We start from the raw sequence: 17,879 nt of genomic DNA on the forward strand, positions 1-17,879 counted from the left end.
GTTCGGAATAGTGACAGACTCGTGACTGTCACGGGAAGACTCAAGTCGGGGGCAAGAATGGGGATATGCAACGGTGACTGGGGTGAACGACGCCGGCAGATACGACGAAGACGACGCGGGCGGGGACGGAGGGGAAGCCGTCTCGGACGCGCGCCCGAGCGACGCCGAGGGCGCAAACCGGGGGAACGGGCCGGACGAGGGGCCGAAAAACCCTGCTGAGGCGCTGACCCACCTGCTCAGACCGCGGGGCGACCGCGCGAGCGACGGCGTCCCGACCGAGTTAGAGGCCTTGAAATACGTCGGCCCGGCGACCGCCGACTGTCTCGCCGAGGCGAACATCGACGCGGCCGCTATCGTCGACGGCGAGGTGTGTTACCGGGACCTCGTCGCCGCCGGGACGAACCCCGGCGTCGCGGCGAAGATTCGGCGCTGGCACTCGCTTTCGTGGTCGTTCAACTCCGGCGACGACCTCGACCGCCGCTCCTCGCAGGTCCGCGGACTGGGCGACGACGAGCGCGCGTGGGTCGCCGCGAGTTCGGGCGACTGGGACGCGAGTGACGATGCCGACAGCGACGACAGCGACGGCGACAGAAACAGCAACACCGGCGATTGGACCCCGGACGGCCGGGGCGAGGCGACGGAGACGAGCGGCCCGGCGCGAGACGGAGACTGGACTCCGTCGGGGTCGGGGACGACTACGAGACCGGAGAGCGAAGCGGACGCCCCCTCGGAGCCCACGGAGTCGGGCGATTGGACGCCGACCGGGCGGGGGGCGACCGACGCGTCGACCGACGGTTCGGGAGACGCGCTCGCGGCCGAAGAAGCGTGGCGCGAGCGGTCGAAGCCCGAACCGCTCACGACGCTCGCCGGGGTCGACGAGGCCGACGCCGAACTGCTCGCCGAGGCGGGCGTCCGCTCGGTCAGGCGACTCGCCACCGCCGACCCGGAACACGTCGCCGACGCCCTCCAAATCGACCCGACCGTCGTCAGCGCGTGGAAGGGGCAGGCGCGCGACGCCATGGAGTAAACCGCCGGTTCTGACTGCCGCCCGAATTTTTACTATCTGAGTAGTAATTTCTATTCGGACCGTGTTTTTCCGTAATATTTTGTTACGGCCCTCATAACGCCCGAATTCAGCAATACACCCTAAACCACTCTAGACGCAGTTTTTATATAGGTAGTTACACCATTTTGAATCAGATGATGCCCGGTTCCGACACGGCCGTCGACTTCCCGCAGACGGTATCTCCCACCCCGACGACGCTCGGGGTCAGCGCTCGACTCGCCGACGACTCGCCGACGACCCGCCGACGCCCGGAGGGATGGGCCTGATGGCGACGACCGACGTCAACACCGCCGACACCGCCCGCGACGTGCGGACCATCGACGGCGTGGTCGACATCATCGCGAGCACCGCGCCCGAGATTCGAACCGGCCTCCCCGGTCGCCGCGTCACCGCCGAAGACGAGAACCCGAGCGGCGAGACGCAGATGGCCGCCGACGTGTTCGCCGACGACCTCCTCTGCGAGCGCATCGGCGCGCTCGACGGCGTCGGCGAGTACGCCAGCGAGGAGCGCCCCGAGTCCGTGGACGTGGGCACCGGCCGGCTGTCGGTCGCTGTCGACCCGCTCGACGGCTCGTCGAACCTGAAGCCGAACAACACGATGGGGACCATCTTCGCGGTGTACGATGGCCCGCTACCGGCCCACGGGCGCGACCTCGTCGCCGCCGGCTACGTCCTCTACGGCCCCGTCATGACGATGATTGTCGCCCGCAACGGCACCGTCGACGAGTACGTCATCCACGACGACGCGAGCCACGAACTCGTCCGCGAGGACGTTTCGCTCCCCGACGAGGGGTCGGTGTACGGCTTCGGCGGCCGCGTCCCCGACTGGACCGACGACTTCGAGGCGTTCGCCCGCGAGGTCGAACAGGACGCCTCGCGCAAGCTCCGCTACGGCGGCTCGATGATCGGCGACGTGAACCAGATTCTCACCTACGGCGGCATCTTCGCGTATCCGACGCTGGAGTCCGCGCCCGAGGGCAAACTCCGCGTCCAGTTCGAGGGCTACCCCATCGGCTACGTCATCGAGACGGCCGGCGGCGCGACCTCCGACGGCACGAAGTCGCTCCTCGACGTGGACAAGGACGAACTCCACGCGCGGACCCCGATGTACGTCGGCAACACCGAACTCGTGGCGAAACTCGAAGCCGCGCTGGACTGAGCGAACCGAACCGACCGGGCACCTCGTCTTCTCCGAACTCCGCAGTCGATAGCGACCGGTCTCCAAACGGACGACGGCCGGACTGCCGCCGCCCCCGTTCGACCGACCGGCAAATCGTGCATGGAAAACCATTTTGAATACGGTGGTGCATCACCGAGTATGAAGGTCAGAATCGGTGACGGCGCGACCGGCGACGAGGCCGAGGCCATCGCCAACGCGCTGGCGCGACACCTCGGGACGGACGTGAACGTCTTCGTCGGCGACGGCGAGGAGGCCGTCGCGGACGCCGAACCGCCCGCGGACACCTTCCCGCTGGACGACGACATGGGTCCCACCGAGCGCGAGGAGCAACTCCGCGAGGAAATCGCGGACATCCTCGGCGGCGGCCCCGAGAAGTACAAACAGCGCCTGCCGGAGTCGGGAAAGCTGTTCGTCCGCGACCGTCTCGAACTCTGGTTCCCCGACGGGCTGGCGTTCGAAGACGGCAAGTTCGCCAACTTCGACTCGTGGCACGAGAACTCTCCCGAGGTCGACGAGGCGGACCCGAACACTCGCCTGCCGGGCGACGGCCTCCTCACGGGAGCCGCCGAGTTCGAGGGCCGCGACCTCCACGTCATGGCCAACGACTTCACCGTCAAGGCCGGGTCGATGGCCCGCCGCGGCGTCGAGAAGTTCCTCCGCATGCAGCAGCGCGCCCTCAAGACCGGCAAGCCGGTGCTCTACCTGATGGACTCCTCGGGCGGCCGCATCGACCAGCAGACCGGCTTCTTCGCCAACCGCGAGGGCATCGGGAAATATTACTACAACCACTCGATGCTCTCGGGGTACGTCCCGCAGATTTGCGTCCTCTACGGGCCGTGTATCGCCGGCGCGGCCTACACGCCCGTCTTCGCCGACTTCACGGTCATGGTCGAGGGGATGTCCGCGATGGCCATCGCCTCGCCGCGCATGGTGAAGATGGTCACCGGCGAGGAGATTTCCATGCAGGACCTCGGCGGCGCGCGGATGCACGCCGAGGAGTCCGGGAGCGCCGACCTCGTCGCCCGCGACGAGGCGCACGCCCGCGAACTCGTCTCTCAGCTCATCACCTACCTCCCCGACAAGGCCGGCGAGAAGCCGCCGCGCGCCGAGTCGAAACCGCCGCGGTACTCCCCCGACGGCATCGACGAACTCATCCCCGAGTCACCGAACCGCCCCTACGACGCCCACGACCTCATCGAGCGCGTCGTCGACGCCGAATCGGTGTTCGAACTGAAGCCCGACTACGGCAAGGAAATCGTCACCGCGTTCGCCCGCATCGACGGTCGGCCGGTCGGCATCGTCGCCAACCAGCCCACCGAGCGGTCGGGAGCCATCTTCCCCGACGCCGCCGAGAAGGCCGCGGAGTTCATCTGGACCTGCGACGCCTACGAGATTCCGCTCCTCTACCTCTGTGACACGCCCGGCTTCATGGCCGGGTCGCAGGTCGAAAAGGACGCCATCCTGGAGAAGGGCAAGAAGTTCATCTACGCCACCTCGTCGGCGACGGTGCCCAAACAGACCGTCATCGTGCGGAAGGCCTACGGCGCGGGCATCTACGCCATGGGCGGCCCCGCCTACGACCCGGAGAGCGTCATCGCGCTTCCCTCGGGCGAAATCGGTATCATGGGCCCCGAAGCCGCCATCAACGCGGTGTACGCGAACAAGCTCGCCGACGTCGACGACCCCGAAGAACGGGCGCGGATGGAAGACGAACTCCGCGAGGAGTACCGCGAGGACATCGACGCCCACCGGATGGCGAGCGAGGTCGTCATCGACGAAATCGTCCCGCCGTCGACCCTCCGCGACGAGCTTGCGGCCCGCTTCGAGTTCTACGCCGACGCGGAGAAGTCGCTCCCCGACAAGAAGCACGGGACCGTCATCTGAGCCGAGTCGGGGGTTAATGCTCCGTTTTTCCGGCGGGTAATCTCACGGTAACTGACCTAAGCGGTTCGTACTGAGGACGGCGGGGGTGGTACGGACCCCATCGTCGGCCGACTCCCGCCCGTTCTGCCCATCGCGTCGTCACGTCTCGCCGCGACATCGGGAATCGTCGCTTGCCGATAGCCCGCCATGAGCCACGAACTCCCCCTTCCCGAGACGCCCCGCGCGGCACTCGCACACGCGGTGAGCGACGAGCACGTCCTCTGGACCGTGACGATGCTGGCGTTCGTCCTCGACGTGCTGACGACGCTCTACGGCCTCGGCCGGGGGCTGGCCGAGCTCAACCCCGTCGTTCTCGCGCTCATCCCCGCGTTCGGGCCGGTGGGCGCGCTCATCTCGCTGAAACTCGTCGTCCTCGCGGTCGCGGTCGTCGCGTGGCGCGTCCTCCCGAGTCGCTACCGCGGGGCGATTCCCATCGGCGTGGCCGTCCCGTGGGGCGTCGCCGGGCTGATGAACACGCAACTCATCCTCGTTACGGTGTTCGGGTAGGCCGCCGGAGCGAGTCGATAAGCACGGCCCACGCGAGCCCCGCCAGTCCGATGTCGCGGGCGAGCACGTCACCAAACAGGCCGCCTTCGACGACGAACACGACCGCGAGGTAGAGACACGTCGTCGACAGCGAGACGGCAGCGACGGCGCTCGCGAGGGCGGTGTAGCGGTCCGCGACGATGGCCGCGCCGAAGCCGACTTCGAGAACGCCGTTTGCGAGCACGAACGTCACCGGCGAGACGACGAAAAGCGGCGCGAGCCACGGGACGACGTACGCCGACCACGAAAGCGGGTCCAGAAGCTTGTGGACGCCCGCGGCGAACACCATCGCGCCGAGGCCGACCCGAGCGACGGTCGTGGGTTCGGGGGCGCGGGCGGCGACCGCGGCGGCCCGGTCAGCGACCGACGCGGTCCGCGCGGAGAGGCCGTCGAAATCCATGTCCGGCCTAGCGACGCCGGGGAGAAAACGGTGCGGGTGGGCGCGGAGACGCGGGGCGACGCGCCGTGGCACAACCCGACCCAGCTCAGGCGTCGTCAGCGTCGGCGGCGAACTCGCGTTTCAGCGACAGCGCCGTCCGCTCGAACTCGCAGACGAGGTCGTCGTCCTGGTTGAACACCTCGACTTTCATCGTCACCACGCCGCGCTCGCCGTCGGAGGTCTCGCGCTTGTCGAGGACGGTCGTCTGCGCCCGGAGCGTGTCGCCGTGGAACACCGGGTTCGGGTGGGACACGTCGTCGTAGCCGAGGTTCGCCACGATGGTCCCGTCGGTCGTGTCGGGAATCGAGAGCCCGACCGCGAGGCTCATCGTGTAGAGGCCGTTGACCAGTCGCTCCCCGAACTGCGAGTCGCCCGCGAACTCGGCGTCGAGGTGGAGCGGCTGCTGGTTCATCGTCATGTCGCAGAAGCGCTGGTTGTCCGACTCCGAGACGGTGCGGCGTTTTTCGTGTTCGATGGTCCGGCCGACCTCGAACTCCTCGTAGTACAGACCGGTCATACTGGTGCGTGTGACAGACCGTGATAAAATCGTGCCGGTCGACCGCCTCGTGTGACAACTATTGCCCCGAACGAAACTAGATAACAACCATTATAATTATCCACAATAGAGGATTGCGAAAGCGCCCGATGACGGCCGATTCGGTCGGCCGTTCGGTCGGTGATTCGGCCGTCACTGCGGGCGCGGGACGGCGCGTCTGTCCCTCGGCTCAGCCGGCGCTCGGCCGGCACGACCAATCATGGCATCCGCAGCACCATCCACCGCGACGGACGACGAACCGACCGAAGAGACAGCCCTCGAGACGGCCCGTCGACAGCTCGAACGCGCGGCGGCGCACCTCGACGTCGACCCCGGCGTCATCGAGCGGCTCCGACACCCGAATCAGGTCCACCGCGTCTCGGTCCCCCTCGAACGCGACGACGGTTCGACCGCGGTCTACACCGGCTACCGCGCCCAACACGACAGCGTCCGCGGCCCCTACAAGGGCGGCCTCCGGTTCCATCCCGACGTGACCGAAGCCGAGTGCATCGGCCTTTCGATGTGGATGACGTGGAAGTGCGCCGTGATGGACCTCCCGTTCGGCGGCGGCAAAGGCGGCGTCGTCGTCGACCCCAAGGACCTCTCGACCGACGAGAAAGAGCGGCTCACCCGCCGGTTCGCAGAGGAGCTTCGCCCCTTCATCGGTCCAACGAAAGACATCCCCGCGCCCGACATGGGAACCGACGCCCAGACGATGGCGTGGTTCATGGACGCCTACTCGATGCAGGAAGGCGAGACGAAGGCGGGCGTCGTGACGGGCAAACCGCCGGTCGTCGGCGGGAGCGAGGGCCGCGACACCGCGCCCGGACGCTCCGTCGCCATCATCGCCCGCGAGGCCATCGACTACCTCGGCTGGGATATCGAAGACACCACCGTCGCGGTACAGGGGTTCGGCTCGGTCGGCGCGCCCGCCGCGCGACTCCTCGACGACGAGGGCGCGACGGTCGTCGCCGTCTCCGACGTGAACGGGGCCATCTACGACCCCGACGGCCTCGACACGCACGACGTGCCGACCCACGAGGAGGAGCCGGAAGCCGTCATGAAGTACGACGCGCCGCGGAAGCTCTCGAACGAGGAACTGCTCGAACTCGACGTGGACGTGCTCATCCCGGCCGCCGTCGGCAACGTCCTGACCGCCGAGAACGCCGACGACGTGCGGGCTGACCTCGTCGTCGAGGGCGCGAACGGCCCGACCACGTCGGCCGCGGACGAGGTCTTCGAGACGCGCGAGATTCCGGTCGTCCCCGACATCCTCGCCAACGCCGGCGGCGTCACCGTCTCGTACTTCGAGTGGTTGCAGGACCTCAACCACCGCTCGTGGTCGCTCGAACGCGTCCACGACGAACTGGAGACCGAGATGCTCCGCGCGTGGACCGCCGTCCGCGAGCGCGTCGAAGAACACGACGTGACGTGGCGCGACGCCGCCTACATGGTCGCGCTCGAACGCGTCTCCGAGGCGCACGAACACCGCGGCCTCTGGCCCTGAGCCGGGCCGGCGACGAGTCGATATTTCACCGTTCCCCTCCATACACACACCATGCCCCGACGCAGCGTTTTGTTCTCCCCCGGCGACCGACCCGAACTCCTGCGGAAAGCCCCCGGCTCGGGCGCTGACGTGCTCGTCTTCGACCTCGAAGACGCCGTCTCGCCCGACAGGAAAGCCGAGGCTCGGGAGGCGGTCGCTTCGGTCCTCTCGGACCCCGAGTTCGACCCCGACGCCGAGGTCGCGGTCCGCGTCAACCCCGGCGACGCCGGCCGCGACGACATCGCCGCCGTCTGCGCCGCCCACCCGCCAGATTCGCTCGTCGTCCCGAAGGCGACGAGCGCCGACGACGTGACGAGCGTCGCCGGCGCGGCTCGCGAGGTCGGCGCGGACTGCCCCGTCATCGCCATCGTCGAGAGCGCGGCGGGCGTCCTCGCCGCCCCCGAGGTCGCGGCCGCGCCCGACGCCGCCGCGGTCGTCTTCGGCGCGGAGGACTTCGCCGCCGACGTGGGCGCGACCCGGTCCGAGGAGGGCACCGAGGTGCTGTACGCCCGCGAGCGCGTCGTCGTCGCGGCCGCGGCCGCCGGCGTCGACGCCATCGACACGCTCCACGTCGACTATCGGGACGAGGCGGGGCTCCGCGAGGACGCCGCGTTCGGCCGGCGACTCGGCTACGACGGGAAACTCGCCATTCACCCCGCGCAGGTGCCCGTCATCAACGAGGCGTTCTCCCCCGACGACGAGGACGTGGCGTGGGCGAAGAAGGTGCTCCACGCCCGCGACGAGGCCGCGAGGGAGGGTCGGGGCGTCTTCGGCGTCGACGGCGAGATGATAGACGCCCCGCTCGTCAAACAGGCCGAGAACATTCTCGACCGCGCCGGCGAGTCGTACTGAGCGCACCCGGACCGACGCGCCGGCGCGAGACCGGCCCGGCCCGATGCCGACTCGGCCGGACGCCCGACGACTGTCACCTTTTATCGATGCGTATGTGTCTCAATACTGTGGTATGCTACAATCCCCGCTACGCTTAACCGGATGCCCGGACCGTATTAGGGCATGGCACAAGAGGCGAATCCCTTCGAGAGTCTGCAGGAGCAAATCGACGACGCGGCCGCCTACCTCGACGTGCGCGACGACGTTATCGAGCGGCTGAAGAACCCCGAGCGGGTCCTCGAAACGAACCTCGCCGTCGAGATGGACGACGGCGACGTGGAGCTGTTTCGCGCCTACCGCTCGCAGTTCAACGGCGACCGCGGCCCGTACAAAGGCGGGATTCGCTACCACCCGAACGTCAGCCGAGACGAGGTGAAGGCGCTTTCGGGCTGGATGGTGTACAAGTGCGCCGTCGTCGACATCCCCTACGGCGGCGGCAAGGGCGGTATCGTCATCGACCCCAAGGCGTACTCCGAATCCGAACTCGAACGCATCACCCGGTCGTTCGCCAAGGAGCTTCGCCCCCTCATCGGCGAGAGCCGCGACATCCCCGCGCCCGACGTGAACACCGGCCAGCGCGAGATGAACTGGATTAAGGACACCTACGAGACCCTCGAAAACACCACCGCGCCGGGCGTCATCACCGGCAAGGCGCTCTCGAACGGCGGGAGCGAGGGCCGCGTCGAGGCGACGGGCCGCTCGACGATGCTCACCGCCCGCGAGGCGTTCGACTACCTCGGCCGCGACATCGAAGGCGCGACCGTCGCCGTCCAGGGCTACGGGAACGCCGGCTCCATCGCCGCGAGGCTCGTCGAGGACCTCGGCGCGTCGGTCGTCGCCGTCTCCGACTCCTCCGGCGGCATCTACGACCCCGACGGCCTCGACACCCGCGCGGTCAAGGAGTTCAAAAACGAGACGGGCACCGTCTCGGACTACGAGGGCACGGAGGCCATCACCAACGAAGAGCTGCTCACCCTCGACGTGGACCTGCTCGTCCCCGCCGCGCTGGAGAACGCCATCGACGGCGAACTCGCCCACGACGTGAAGGCGGACGTCATCGTCGAGGCCGCCAACGGCCCGCTCACGCCCGACGCCGACGACGTGCTCACCGAGCGCGAGGTCCACGTCTTCCCCGATATCCTCGCCAACGCCGGCGGTGTCACCGTCTCGTACTTCGAGTGGGTCCAGAACCGCCAGCGGTTCTACTGGACCGAACAGCGCGTCAACGACGAACTGGAGCGCGTCATCGTCGACGCCTTCGAGGAACTCGTCGACGCCTACGAGACCCACGACCTGCCGAACTTCCGCACCGCGGCCTACGTCGTCGCCATCCGCCGCGTCGTGGACTCCTACGACTCAGCCGGCAACTGGCCGTAGCGTCGGAGCCGGTCGTCGCCTCGGCGGTTTCGTCGTGCCGTCTCAGCGGTTTCGTCGTGCCGTCTCGCGTTTCGCCCTGCCGCCTCGTCGCCTCGTTGTTCGACCCGTTCGCCCCGCTTCTGTGTCCGCCGCGACCGCCGGCGCGGTCGCAGACGCTGCCGATTCTATGCATGGTGGTGAATATCACTCGAAGCGTCCGATGCCGGGGGATTCAAGTCGGTGTAGGTCGCGTCATTCATCGATGCGTCAGGACCACCTCATCTCCGCGTCGCACCTCTCGCGGGAGGACATCGAGGCGGTGCTCGACCGCGCGGCCGACATCGACGCCGACCCGGCCGCGTTCCGGCAACGACACGCCGGAAAGGTTCTCGGGCTCTGTTTCTTCGAGCCGAGCACGCGAACTCGGATGAGCTTCGACTCCGCGATGAAACGCCTCGGCGGCCAGACCGTCGATATGGGACCGGTCGAGTCGTCGTCGGTCAAGAAGGGCGAGACGCTCGCCGACACCGTCCGCGTGGTCGAGGGCTACGCCGACGCGCTCGTGCTCCGCCACCCGAGCGAGGGCGCGGCCACGATGGCCGCCGAGTTCGTCGACGTGCCGCTCGTCAACGCGGGCGACGGCGCGGGCCAGCACCCGAGCCAGACCCTCCTCGACCTCTACACCATCCGGGAGAACGCCGGCCTCGACGACCTCACCATCGGCATCATGGGCGACCTGAAGTACGGCCGGACGGTCCACTCGCTGGCCGAGGCGCTGACGAACTTCGACGCCAGCCAGCACTTCATCAGCCCCGAGAGCCTGCGACTCCCCCGAAACGTCCGCTACGACCTCCACGCCTCGGGCGCGCAGGTCAGAGAACACACCGAACTCGACGAGGTGCTCCCCGAACTCGACGTGCTCTACGTGACGCGCATCCAGCGCGAGCGCTTCCCCGACGAAAACGAGTACCGCAAGGTCGCGGGACAGTACCAAATCGACTCGGAGACGCTGGACGCGGCGGCGGACGACCTCACTATCATGCACCCGCTCCCCCGCGTGGACGAGATTTCTCCGGACATCGACGACACCGACCACGCGACGTACTTCGAACAGGCTCACAACGGCATCCCGGTCCGGATGGCGCTTCTGGACATCCTCCTCTCCCAAGACCGATGACAGACGACCACCAACTCCGCGTCTCGAAGATTCGAAACGGCACCGTCATCGACCACGTCGCCGCGGGGCAGGCGCTCAACGTCCTCGCCATCCTCGGCATCGACGGCACCAGCGGAGAGGCGGTCTCGGTCGGGATGAACGTCCCCTCCGACCGCCTCGGCCGCAAGGACATCGTGAAGGTCGAGGGCCGCGAACTGAGCCAGTCCGAGGTGGACGTGCTGTCGCTCATCGCGCCCGCGGCGAGCATCAACATCGTCCGCGACTACGACGTGGTCGAGAAGAACCGGGTCGTCCGCCCCGACGCCGTCGCGAGCATCATCTCGTGTCCGAACAGAAACTGCATCTCGAACGCCGACGAGCCCATTCAGTCCCGCTTTACGGTCCTCTCGGACGGCGTGCGCTGCGACTACTGCGAGACCATCGTCCGCGAGGACGAAGTCGCGGCCAACCTCGACGTGAACTGACCGCGTTAGGAGTCGTCCGACCCGCTTTTTCGCGCGGCGCTCGCCGGACAGCGGTGGTCCTCGCCCGCGAACTCGACGCCCGCGAACTCGAATCTCGCGCCGCCTGTCGACGCCGATCCGACGGAGACCGACCAGCCGTGGGCCTCCGCCAGCGACCGGACGATATCGAGGCCGAAGCCCGTCCCCTCGGCCGAGGTGGTGAAGCCGCGTTCGAACACCCGCGTGACGATAGCGGCGTCGATGCCGGTCCCGTCGTCTTCGACCGCGACCGTCCCGTCTGCCGGCGACGCGGTAACGCGGACGGCCAGCGGCGAGGCTCGGCCGTCCGCGGTCCCGTGTTCCACGGAGTTCCGAAACAGGTTCTCGAACAGTCGCTGGAGCCGACCGGGGTCGGCGTGAATCGTCGCGGTCGACTCGACGACGAGCGCCGCGTCGCCCGTCTCGACCGTGTCCCACGCGCGTCGGGCGACCGCCTCGACGGCGACGGGCGTGAACTCGACGACCGCCGTTCCGCGGCGGGCCGCGGTCAGCACGTCGTTGACGATGTCGCTGATGCGGGTCAACGAGGTCGCGACCCGTTCGAGATGTTCGGAGTCGTTGGTCTCTCGTTCGAGGTCGAGAAAGCCGATTGCGACGGAAAGCGGGTTTCGCAGGTCGTGCGAGAGAACTCGCGCGAACTCGCCCAGTCGCTCGTTTTGCTGTGCGAGCTGTTCTTCGTGCTGTCGGTGGGTCGTGATATCGCGCCCGACGCCACAGAAGCCGACGACCTCGCCGTTCGGTTTCGTGAGCCGACGGCCGGTGAGTTGGAACAACAGCATGCCGTCGTCGGTCGGCAACCGCGCTTCGACGACCGTCGTCCCCGTTCGGATGGCCTCCTCGACGGCGCGTTTGACCGCCGGACGGTCGGCCTCGTGGAAGAACGCGTCGGCCGACATCCCGGCGAGGTCGGCGTCCGTTAGGCCGGTGAGCTCCGAGAGCCGCTCGTTCCACGAGACGAGTTTCCCGTCGCCGTCGTAGACGTAGAACACGTCGTCGAGCGCGTCGAGCGCGTCCTCGATGAACCAACTCGCGTCGGCCGGGGGGTCCCCATTGAGCGCGTCGATGGCGACCCGCGCCTTGCGGTGTTCGCAGGCGAGTCGCCGGACGCGCGACCCGAGTTCGTCGTCAGGAGATGCGCCCGCGGGGGTGTCGCTGTCGGTGTCGTCGGTGTCGTCGCTATCGTCGCTATCGTCACCGTCGGCGCGCGCCGCCCTCCGCAGGACCGCCGCACGGTCGAGGTAGGCGTCGATACCCAAATCGACCAGTTCCGTCACGGCGTGGTCGGCGTCGCCGGGCGCGAGGACGACCACCGGGAGGTCGTCGTCGGTCGCGCGAACCTCGCGGAGCAGCGAGACGCCGTCGCCGTCGGAGAATCCTGCGCCGAGGACGAGACAGTCGTACGCGTCGCCGTCGAGGGCGCGACGGGCGGCGTCGAGCGTCGCGGCTTCATCGACGACGGCCTCCGAGACCGCCCGCTGGACGGCGCGGGAAATCGCGCGGTCGCCGTCGGCGGAGAGGACGCGAATCGAGGAATCGGGTTGCATCGGGCGGAAGGGGACGAACTGAACGACCGACAGGATGGTCTCTGATACCATAACGTTTCTGTGACAATTGTCACTTAATCAACGCAAGTAGGAAACGTGTATCCAGTTTCCCGTCGGCGTCCGCGAATGCCCCGGTGTCGTAATCACTTAGTGCGGTGCGGTCGAAGTCCTCGGTATGTCCAAGAAGGCCAAACTGGTCCTGGTACTGGCGCTCGTCGCGGTCCTCTACACCGTGTTCTCCGGCAGCGGAGAGACCGTCGAAGTCGAAATCGAAGAGTAACCGCTTTTCGGCGCTCGGTCGCCACCGACCGAGTCAGCCCCACTCCCGCCCGTCCAGCGGCCGCGCCGGAGCGGGCCCCACGCCCGAGAGCGAACGACTTACCCGACGCCCGCGCGAAGGCGAAGCCATGTACGGGGTCGTCACGCGCAACGAGGAGGAAGTCGACTGGCCGGAGTTCGACCGCGGGTTCTACGAGGTCAAAGACGTCACCGGCCGGGCGGCCGAACCGCTTTCGAACGCCGTCAACATGATTTCGTGTTTCGGTGACAACGCCGCCGCCAACGAGAACCCCGAGTTGGTCCCCGTCGACGGCGAGGGGAACCCGGCGACGCGCGACCGCACGTACTTCGACTGGGCGTACATCTGCCCGACGAACGAGAAGTACCGCGCCGGCCTGCTCGAAATCGTCGAAGACGCCGCCGCGGCCAACGGCGACGTGCGCCTCGACGACGTGGGCTTCCCGCGCGACGAGTACTGCCTCTGTGAGCGGTGTACCTCGCAGTTCGAGGCGTGGGCCGACGACCGCGGCCGCGACGCCGACGACGAAGAGGCGTGGTTCGAGTGGCGCGCCGAGGTCATCACCGACTTCGTCGCCGACGCCGCCGAGCGCGTCCCCGGCCGCCTGTATCTCACGCTGTATCCCGACCCCTATCCGGGCCATCTCTACCGCCGCGCCGGCCTCGACATCGAGGCGCTTTCGGCGCACGTCGACGAGTTCGTCGTCCCGCTGTACGACACCAACTACGGGACGACCTACTGGCTCGAAACCATCGCCCGCGGCTTCGTCTCGCTTCTGGAGTCGTACGACGCCGACTTCTCGCTCGAACTGTACGCTGTGAACGTTGACGTCGACGACCTCATCCACGCTATCGAGGTCGCAGACGAGTACGCGAAGGACGTGCTGTTCGGCTACGACGCGAGCAACGCCGCCGCGACGCTCCGCCGGATGACCGCCGACGGGTCGCGCGGGAAGACCTACCACCCCGACGACGCGACCCGCTGAGGGCGGGGCTCACCGGCGCGGCGATCGGGCGATTGGGCGGCCGCCTCCGAGCGATTTCAGAACGCGCCGGCGAGGTAGCCGATGACGACGATGCCGAGGAGGAAGACGAGCGTCGCGAACGCGAACAGCGCGAACATGAGTCGCCGCTGCCCGCTCGTCGGTTGTGCCATGGACGTTCTCCGGACTGCACCCACTTATGATAGTCGGCGCTCCGGTCGGTCCCGCTGGGGGGTCCACCCCCGTCTCAGTCGAAGTCTTCGATTGGGTCCGCGTTGCCGAAGTACGGGTCGGGACCGTCGCCGGGGGCCGCCCACTCGACGGCGTTGTCGAGGACGGTCCGAATCTCCGCCTGCTCGTAGATTGGGTAGGTCTCGTGGCCCGGCCGGAAGTAGAAGACGCGGCCCTTGCCGCGGGTGTAACAACAGCCCGAGCGGAACACTTCGCCGCCCTCGAACCACGACGTGAAGACGAGTTCGTCCGGCGCGGGGATGTCGAACCGCTCGCCGTACATCTCGGCGCGGGGGACCTCGAACGACTCGGGAAGCCCGTCTGCGATGGGGTGGCCCGGCTCGACGACCCAGACGCGCTCTTTCTCGCCCGACTCGCGCCACTTCAGCGAGCAGGTCGTCCCCATCAGGCGCTTGAACGGCTTGGAGTAGTGCCCCGAGTGGAGCACCAGCAGTCCCATCCCGTCGCGGACGCGGTCGACAACGCGGTCAACGATTGCGTCCTCGACCTCGTCGTGGGCCTTGTGGCCCCACCACGCCAGCACGTCGGTGTCGTCGAGGACCGACTCGGTGAGCCCGTGTTCGGGGTCGTCCAGCGTGGCCGTCTGCACGTCGTAGCCGGCCTCGCGGAGTCCTTCGGCAATCGTCGCGTGGATGCCGTCGGGGTAGACCGCGGCGACCTCGTCGTCTTCCTTCTCGTGTCGGTACTCGTTCCAGACGGTGACGGTGACCATACTCCCGGCGTCGCCGGGTGGCGACAAGTATGCACCGAACCCGAAGCCGGCCCGTGGCGGTCGCCCGACGGCCCGGCTACGTCCCCTCGAACTCCGGTTCCCGCCGACTCGTGAACGACGCCACGCCCTCGGCGTGGTCGTCGGTCTCGAATATGACTGCCTGCGCCGACGCCTCGTGTTCGATGGCCGCCTCGATGGAGTCGTCGGGGCGGCGGAGCAGGCGCTTGGAGGCGGTGAGCGCCTTCGTCGGGCCGCCGGCGATGCGTTCCGCGAGGGCGGCGAGTTCGGCCTCGAACTCGTCTTCGCCCGCGACGCGGTTCACGACGCCGAGTTCCAGCGCCCGCTCGGGACCGAGTTCCTCACCGGTGTAGACGAGTTCCATGGCGACGTTGCGCCCGACGAGTCGGGGAAGGAGATACGACACCCCCGAGTCGACCGCGAGGCCGACCCGGCGGAAGCCGAAGCTGACGGCGGCGTCGTCGCGGAGGAGTTGGAGGTCGCAGGCGATGGCGAGCGCAGCGCCCGCGCCCACGGCCGGGCCGTCGATGGCCGCGACCGTCGGTAGGTCGCACTCGTAGACGCGGCGCACGCAGTCGGCGGTGTCGCGGACGACGTGGTCGACCGCCTCGGGGAGCGTCATCGCGTCGGCCTGGAGCTCACGCATGGCGTTCACGTCGCCGCCGGCGCAGAACGCGCCCGCCTCGTCGCTCCCGCGGACGACGACGCAGCGCGCCGCGTCGGGGAGCGAGTCCAGCGCCTCGCGCACGCCCGCGGTCACCTCGACCGTCAGCGCGTTCCGAACCGCCGGGGCGTCCAGCGTCACCGTCGCCACGCCGTCGTCGAGCGAGAGCCGTACCGCGTCGGAGTCGAGTTCGACCTCGGTCATCTCCCGGTTCGACGTGCAGAATCGTGAAAAACGTTTGCCTCGTGGAGAGTTGATTGCCACTGCGCTCAGCGGAACAGCGCGTCCGCGTCGATTCCGAGGCCCGGACTCTCGGGGACGCGCATCCGGCCCTCGCGCACGGGAGCCGGGTCGGCCGCGAGGTCGGCGTCGAGGAGCGAGGCGGTCGCCAGCCCGTGGGCCCGGTCGCCGGGGAGCGACGCCGCGACGTGGAGCGCGCCGAGTCGGGCGACGACGGCGTCGATGGTGGTCGTGACGACGACCGCCACGCCGGCGTCGCGGGCGCGGGCGGCGAGGTCGCGGACGCGGTCCGGGCCGCCGAGCGCCATCGGCTTGCAGACGAGCACGTCCGCCGCGTTCGAGGCGATGGTCCGCTCCGGCGGGACCGCCGAAAGCGACTCGTCGAGCGCGATAGGCGTGTCGTGGAGTCGTCGGAGGACGGCGTGGCCGTCGAGTTCGTCGGCGGGAAGCGGCTGTTCGAGGTAATCGAGGTCGAGGCCCGACGCCTCGACCGCGTTCAGAAATCGATCGGCGGTCCAGCGGTCCCACGCGGCGTTCGCGTCGGCCCGGAGCGCCACGCCGGGACCGACCGCCTCGCGGACCGCCCGCAGGCGCGCCACGTCGTCGGTCGGGTCGCGCGCGCCGACCTTCAGTTTGAGGCAGTCGTACCCCGATTCGACGGCGGTCTCGGCGGCTTCGACGGTCGCCTCGGGGTCGTCGTCGCCGAGGGTCGCGTTCACCGGAAGCGAGGTGTGTGGGTCGGTGGCTAGGGACGCGGCGAGCGGCCGGCCGGCGGCGCGAGCGCGGGCGTCAGCGACGGCGAGCGAGACGGCGTGTCTCGCGGCGGGCGCGTCCGCGAGCGCCCCGTCTTCGAGCGCCGATTTGGGGTCGCCCGCGGCAGCCCCCTCGGCATCGCCTTCCGTGAGACCGGCGATCGCGTCGCGGCAGTCTTCGAGCGACTCGGTCCAGCCCGGAAGCGGGGTCGCCTCGCCGACGCCCGTCTCGCCCGCGACGTCGACCGCGACGAGGAATCCCTCGCGGCGCTCGATGTCGTCCGCGGCGGTCGAAAGCGGCGTTCGGAGGTCGACGGCGAACTCGCGGACGCGCATCGTCACGCGAGCACGAGGCCGACCGAAAAGAGGACGGCGTAGAGCGCGAGGAGTTTCCCCGTGTCTTCGAGCGCGGGGTTGAGCTTCTCGCCTTTCGTCTCGGTCACGACGGTCCGCGCGATTCGGGCCGCGACGGGCATCGAGAACACCGGCAGCAGGACGTACCAGTCGAAGCCGGCGCGGGTCCAGAGGTAGACGGGGACGGCGTAGGCGAGCGCGAGCATGGTGACGTACTCGGCGCGGGCGAAGCCGTAGCCGAACCGGACCGCGAGCGTCCGCTTGCCCGTGGTCGCGTCTTCCTCCTTGTCGCGGACGTTGTTCACGACGAGGATGTTCGTGGAGATGGCGGCGATGGGGAGGCTGGCGAGGACGGCGACGAGCGTGACGGTTCCCGCCGGAATCCCGACGGAAAGCGGGGCGGCGAGGACGCTCGCGGCCTGCACGTAGAACGTGCCGACGACGGCGACGAGGCCGAAGAAGACGAAGACGAACAGGTCGCCCAGACCGTGGTAGCCGAGGGGGTACGGGCCGCCGGTGTAGGCGATGCCCGAGGCGACCGAAAGCAGGCCGACGACGAGGATGGGCACGCCGCCGACGTAGACGAGATAGGTGCCGAGGAGGACGGCGGCGGCGAAGGTGAGATACATCGCCCGCTTGACCTCTGACGGAGGGATGAGCCCGCCCGCGGTGACGCGGGTGAAGCCCTCTCGGGCCTCGGTGTCAGCGCCCTGCACCGCGTCGTAGTAGTCGTTGGCGAAGTTGGTCCCGACTTGGATGAGAAGCGCGCCCACGAGCGCCGCGAAGGCGGGCAGCGGGGCGAACAGGTCGGCGTGGACGGCGACCGCGGTGCCGACGACGACCGGCGCGGCGGCCGCCGGAAGCGTCTGCGGCCGCGACGCCATCACCCACGCCCGCCTGC

At 68.7% G+C, this 17,879-nt stretch carries 18 protein-coding genes; 11 read left to right on the top strand and 7 right to left on the bottom strand.

The genetic code is table 11. From position 1 onward, the window contains the following. Window positions 1-82: 82 nt before the first annotated feature. The 5 genes from DEQ67_RS07270 to DEQ67_RS07290 all read left to right on the top strand — a co-directional run bounded on the left by DEQ67_RS07270 (window position 83) and on the right by DEQ67_RS07290 (window position 4,676). Window positions 83-1,027 carry a helix-hairpin-helix domain-containing protein gene (locus DEQ67_RS07270; protein WP_115891254.1) on the top strand — a complete coding sequence of 315 codons (945 nt, stop codon included), beginning with the start codon at window positions 83-85 and terminating at the stop codon, window positions 1,025-1,027. Window positions 1,028-1,203: 176 nt separating this feature from the next. Beyond that, window positions 1,204-1,332 carry a hypothetical protein gene (locus DEQ67_RS07275; RefSeq protein WP_255409802.1) on the top strand — a complete coding sequence of 43 codons (129 nt, stop codon included), beginning with the start codon at window positions 1,204-1,206 and terminating at the stop codon, window positions 1,330-1,332. Next, window positions 1,332-2,225: a class 1 fructose-bisphosphatase gene (locus tag DEQ67_RS07280; protein WP_004063380.1), complete on the top strand. Its 894-nt coding sequence runs from the start codon at window positions 1,332-1,334 to the stop codon at window positions 2,223-2,225. The genes DEQ67_RS07275 and DEQ67_RS07280 overlap by 1 nt, the downstream gene beginning before the upstream one ends. 159 nt (window positions 2,226-2,384) lie before the next feature. Further along, window positions 2,385-4,130 carry an acyl-CoA carboxylase subunit beta gene (locus DEQ67_RS07285; protein WP_115891253.1) on the top strand — a complete coding sequence of 582 codons (1,746 nt, stop codon included), beginning with the start codon at window positions 2,385-2,387 and terminating at the stop codon, window positions 4,128-4,130. Window positions 4,131-4,316: 186 nt separating this feature from the next. Continuing rightward, window positions 4,317-4,676, top strand: coding sequence for a DUF5658 family protein (locus DEQ67_RS07290; protein WP_115802568.1), 360 nt, complete (start codon window positions 4,317-4,319; stop codon window positions 4,674-4,676). Here the strand turns inward: DEQ67_RS07290 and DEQ67_RS07295 are convergent. Together DEQ67_RS07295 and DEQ67_RS07300 are read right to left on the bottom strand one after the other, a co-directional pair. Beyond that, window positions 4,660-5,115, bottom strand: a complete 456-nt coding sequence (locus tag DEQ67_RS07295; protein WP_115802569.1) for a DoxX family membrane protein — start codon at window positions 5,113-5,115, stop codon at window positions 4,660-4,662. The genes DEQ67_RS07290 and DEQ67_RS07295 overlap by 17 nt on opposite strands. Window positions 5,116-5,200: 85 nt before the next feature. Continuing rightward, window positions 5,201-5,701 carry a MaoC family dehydratase gene (locus tag DEQ67_RS07300; RefSeq protein ID WP_338072718.1) on the bottom strand — a complete coding sequence of 167 codons (501 nt, stop codon included), beginning with the start codon at window positions 5,699-5,701 and terminating at the stop codon, window positions 5,201-5,203. A 208-nt stretch (window positions 5,702-5,909) separates the two neighbouring features. On the opposite strand from DEQ67_RS07300, the gene gdhB reads away from it, so the two are divergent. From gdhB to pyrI, 5 genes are all read left to right on the top strand, one after another. After that, window positions 5,910-7,196 (top strand): glutamate dehydrogenase GdhB, encoded by a 1,287-nt coding sequence (gene gdhB, locus DEQ67_RS07305; protein ID WP_006600300.1) that lies wholly within the window; start codon window positions 5,910-5,912, stop codon window positions 7,194-7,196. A gap of 51 nt (window positions 7,197-7,247) precedes the next feature. Then, window positions 7,248-8,087, top strand: a complete 840-nt coding sequence (locus DEQ67_RS07310; RefSeq protein ID WP_115891252.1) for an HpcH/HpaI aldolase/citrate lyase family protein — start codon at window positions 7,248-7,250, stop codon at window positions 8,085-8,087. Between the two features lie 162 nt (window positions 8,088-8,249). Beyond that, window positions 8,250-9,503, top strand: a complete 1,254-nt coding sequence (locus tag DEQ67_RS07315; RefSeq protein WP_115802571.1) for a Glu/Leu/Phe/Val family dehydrogenase — start codon at window positions 8,250-8,252, stop codon at window positions 9,501-9,503. A gap of 241 nt (window positions 9,504-9,744) precedes the next feature. Beyond that, window positions 9,745-10,659 carry an aspartate carbamoyltransferase gene (gene pyrB / locus DEQ67_RS07320; RefSeq protein WP_004043481.1) on the top strand — a complete coding sequence of 305 codons (915 nt, stop codon included), beginning with the start codon at window positions 9,745-9,747 and terminating at the stop codon, window positions 10,657-10,659. Next, entirely contained in the window at window positions 10,656-11,123 is a 468-nt protein-coding gene (pyrI, locus tag DEQ67_RS07325; protein WP_004043480.1) for an aspartate carbamoyltransferase regulatory subunit, read from the top strand. The genes pyrB and pyrI overlap by 4 nt, the downstream gene beginning before the upstream one ends. 5 nt (window positions 11,124-11,128) lie before the next feature. Here pyrI and DEQ67_RS07330 read toward each other — a convergent pair whose 3' ends face one another. Further along, window positions 11,129-12,706, bottom strand: coding sequence for an ATP-binding response regulator (locus DEQ67_RS07330; protein WP_115860773.1), 1,578 nt, complete (start codon window positions 12,704-12,706; stop codon window positions 11,129-11,131). A 407-nt stretch (window positions 12,707-13,113) separates the two neighbouring features. Between DEQ67_RS07330 and DEQ67_RS07335 the strand changes: the two genes are divergently transcribed. Then, entirely contained in the window at window positions 13,114-13,989 is an 876-nt protein-coding gene (locus tag DEQ67_RS07335; protein WP_115859913.1) for a hypothetical protein, read from the top strand. Between the two features lie 244 nt (window positions 13,990-14,233). Here the strand turns inward: DEQ67_RS07335 and DEQ67_RS07340 are convergent, their stop codons facing one another. The 4 genes from DEQ67_RS07340 to DEQ67_RS07355 all read right to left on the bottom strand — a co-directional run bounded on the left by DEQ67_RS07340 (window position 14,234) and on the right by DEQ67_RS07355 (window position 17,862). Beyond that, entirely contained in the window at window positions 14,234-14,950 is a 717-nt protein-coding gene (locus DEQ67_RS07340) for a ThuA domain-containing protein (RefSeq protein ID WP_115802573.1), read from the bottom strand. A 76-nt stretch (window positions 14,951-15,026) separates the two neighbouring features. Continuing rightward, window positions 15,027-15,836, bottom strand: coding sequence for an enoyl-CoA hydratase/isomerase family protein (locus DEQ67_RS07345; protein ID WP_115859911.1), 810 nt, complete (start codon window positions 15,834-15,836; stop codon window positions 15,027-15,029). 65 nt (window positions 15,837-15,901) lie between these two features. Continuing rightward, complete coding sequence (menC, locus tag DEQ67_RS07350) at window positions 15,902-16,960, bottom strand: o-succinylbenzoate synthase (RefSeq protein ID WP_199519398.1); 1,059 nt, start codon at window positions 16,958-16,960, stop codon at window positions 15,902-15,904. Window positions 16,961-16,962: 2 nt separating this feature from the next. After that, window positions 16,963-17,862 carry a 1,4-dihydroxy-2-naphthoate polyprenyltransferase gene (locus DEQ67_RS07355; RefSeq protein WP_233506015.1) on the bottom strand — a complete coding sequence of 300 codons (900 nt, stop codon included), beginning with the start codon at window positions 17,860-17,862 and terminating at the stop codon, window positions 16,963-16,965. Window positions 17,863-17,879 lie beyond the last annotated feature (17 nt).

This window comes from Haloferax sp. Atlit-48N, from assembly GCF_003383015.2.
Taxonomy (GTDB): domain Archaea; phylum Halobacteriota; class Halobacteria; order Halobacteriales; family Haloferacaceae; genus Haloferax; species Haloferax volcanii.

Excerpts from the sequence above, each read along its gene's own strand:
- DEQ67_RS07275 (WP_255409802.1), top strand. The coding sequence starts at position 1,204 with ATGCCCGGTTCCGACACGGCCGTCGACTTCCCGCAGACGGTATCTCCC.
- DEQ67_RS07280 (WP_004063380.1), top strand. The coding sequence starts at position 1,332 with ATGGCGACGACCGACGTCAACACCGCCGACACCGCCCGCGACGTGCGG.
- DEQ67_RS07285 (WP_115891253.1), top strand. The coding sequence starts at position 2,385 with ATGAAGGTCAGAATCGGTGACGGCGCGACCGGCGACGAGGCCGAGGCC.
- DEQ67_RS07290 (WP_115802568.1), top strand. The coding sequence starts at position 4,317 with ATGAGCCACGAACTCCCCCTTCCCGAGACGCCCCGCGCGGCACTCGCA.
- DEQ67_RS07295 (WP_115802569.1), bottom strand. The coding sequence starts at position 5,115 with ATGGATTTCGACGGCCTCTCCGCGCGGACCGCGTCGGTCGCTGACCGG.
- gdhB (WP_006600300.1), top strand. The coding sequence starts at position 5,910 with ATGGCATCCGCAGCACCATCCACCGCGACGGACGACGAACCGACCGAA.
- DEQ67_RS07310 (WP_115891252.1), top strand. The coding sequence starts at position 7,248 with ATGCCCCGACGCAGCGTTTTGTTCTCCCCCGGCGACCGACCCGAACTC.
- DEQ67_RS07315 (WP_115802571.1), top strand. The coding sequence starts at position 8,250 with ATGGCACAAGAGGCGAATCCCTTCGAGAGTCTGCAGGAGCAAATCGAC.
- pyrB (WP_004043481.1), top strand. The coding sequence starts at position 9,745 with ATGCGTCAGGACCACCTCATCTCCGCGTCGCACCTCTCGCGGGAGGAC.
- pyrI (WP_004043480.1), top strand. The coding sequence starts at position 10,656 with ATGACAGACGACCACCAACTCCGCGTCTCGAAGATTCGAAACGGCACC.
- DEQ67_RS07330 (WP_115860773.1), bottom strand. The coding sequence starts at position 12,706 with ATGCAACCCGATTCCTCGATTCGCGTCCTCTCCGCCGACGGCGACCGC.
- DEQ67_RS07335 (WP_115859913.1), top strand. The coding sequence starts at position 13,114 with ATGTACGGGGTCGTCACGCGCAACGAGGAGGAAGTCGACTGGCCGGAG.
- DEQ67_RS07340 (WP_115802573.1), bottom strand. The coding sequence starts at position 14,950 with ATGGTCACCGTCACCGTCTGGAACGAGTACCGACACGAGAAGGAAGAC.
- DEQ67_RS07345 (WP_115859911.1), bottom strand. The coding sequence starts at position 15,836 with ATGACCGAGGTCGAACTCGACTCCGACGCGGTACGGCTCTCGCTCGAC.
- menC (WP_199519398.1), bottom strand. The coding sequence starts at position 16,960 with ATGCGCGTCCGCGAGTTCGCCGTCGACCTCCGAACGCCGCTTTCGACC.
- DEQ67_RS07355 (WP_233506015.1), bottom strand. The coding sequence starts at position 17,862 with ATGGCGTCGCGGCCGCAGACGCTTCCGGCGGCCGCCGCGCCGGTCGTC.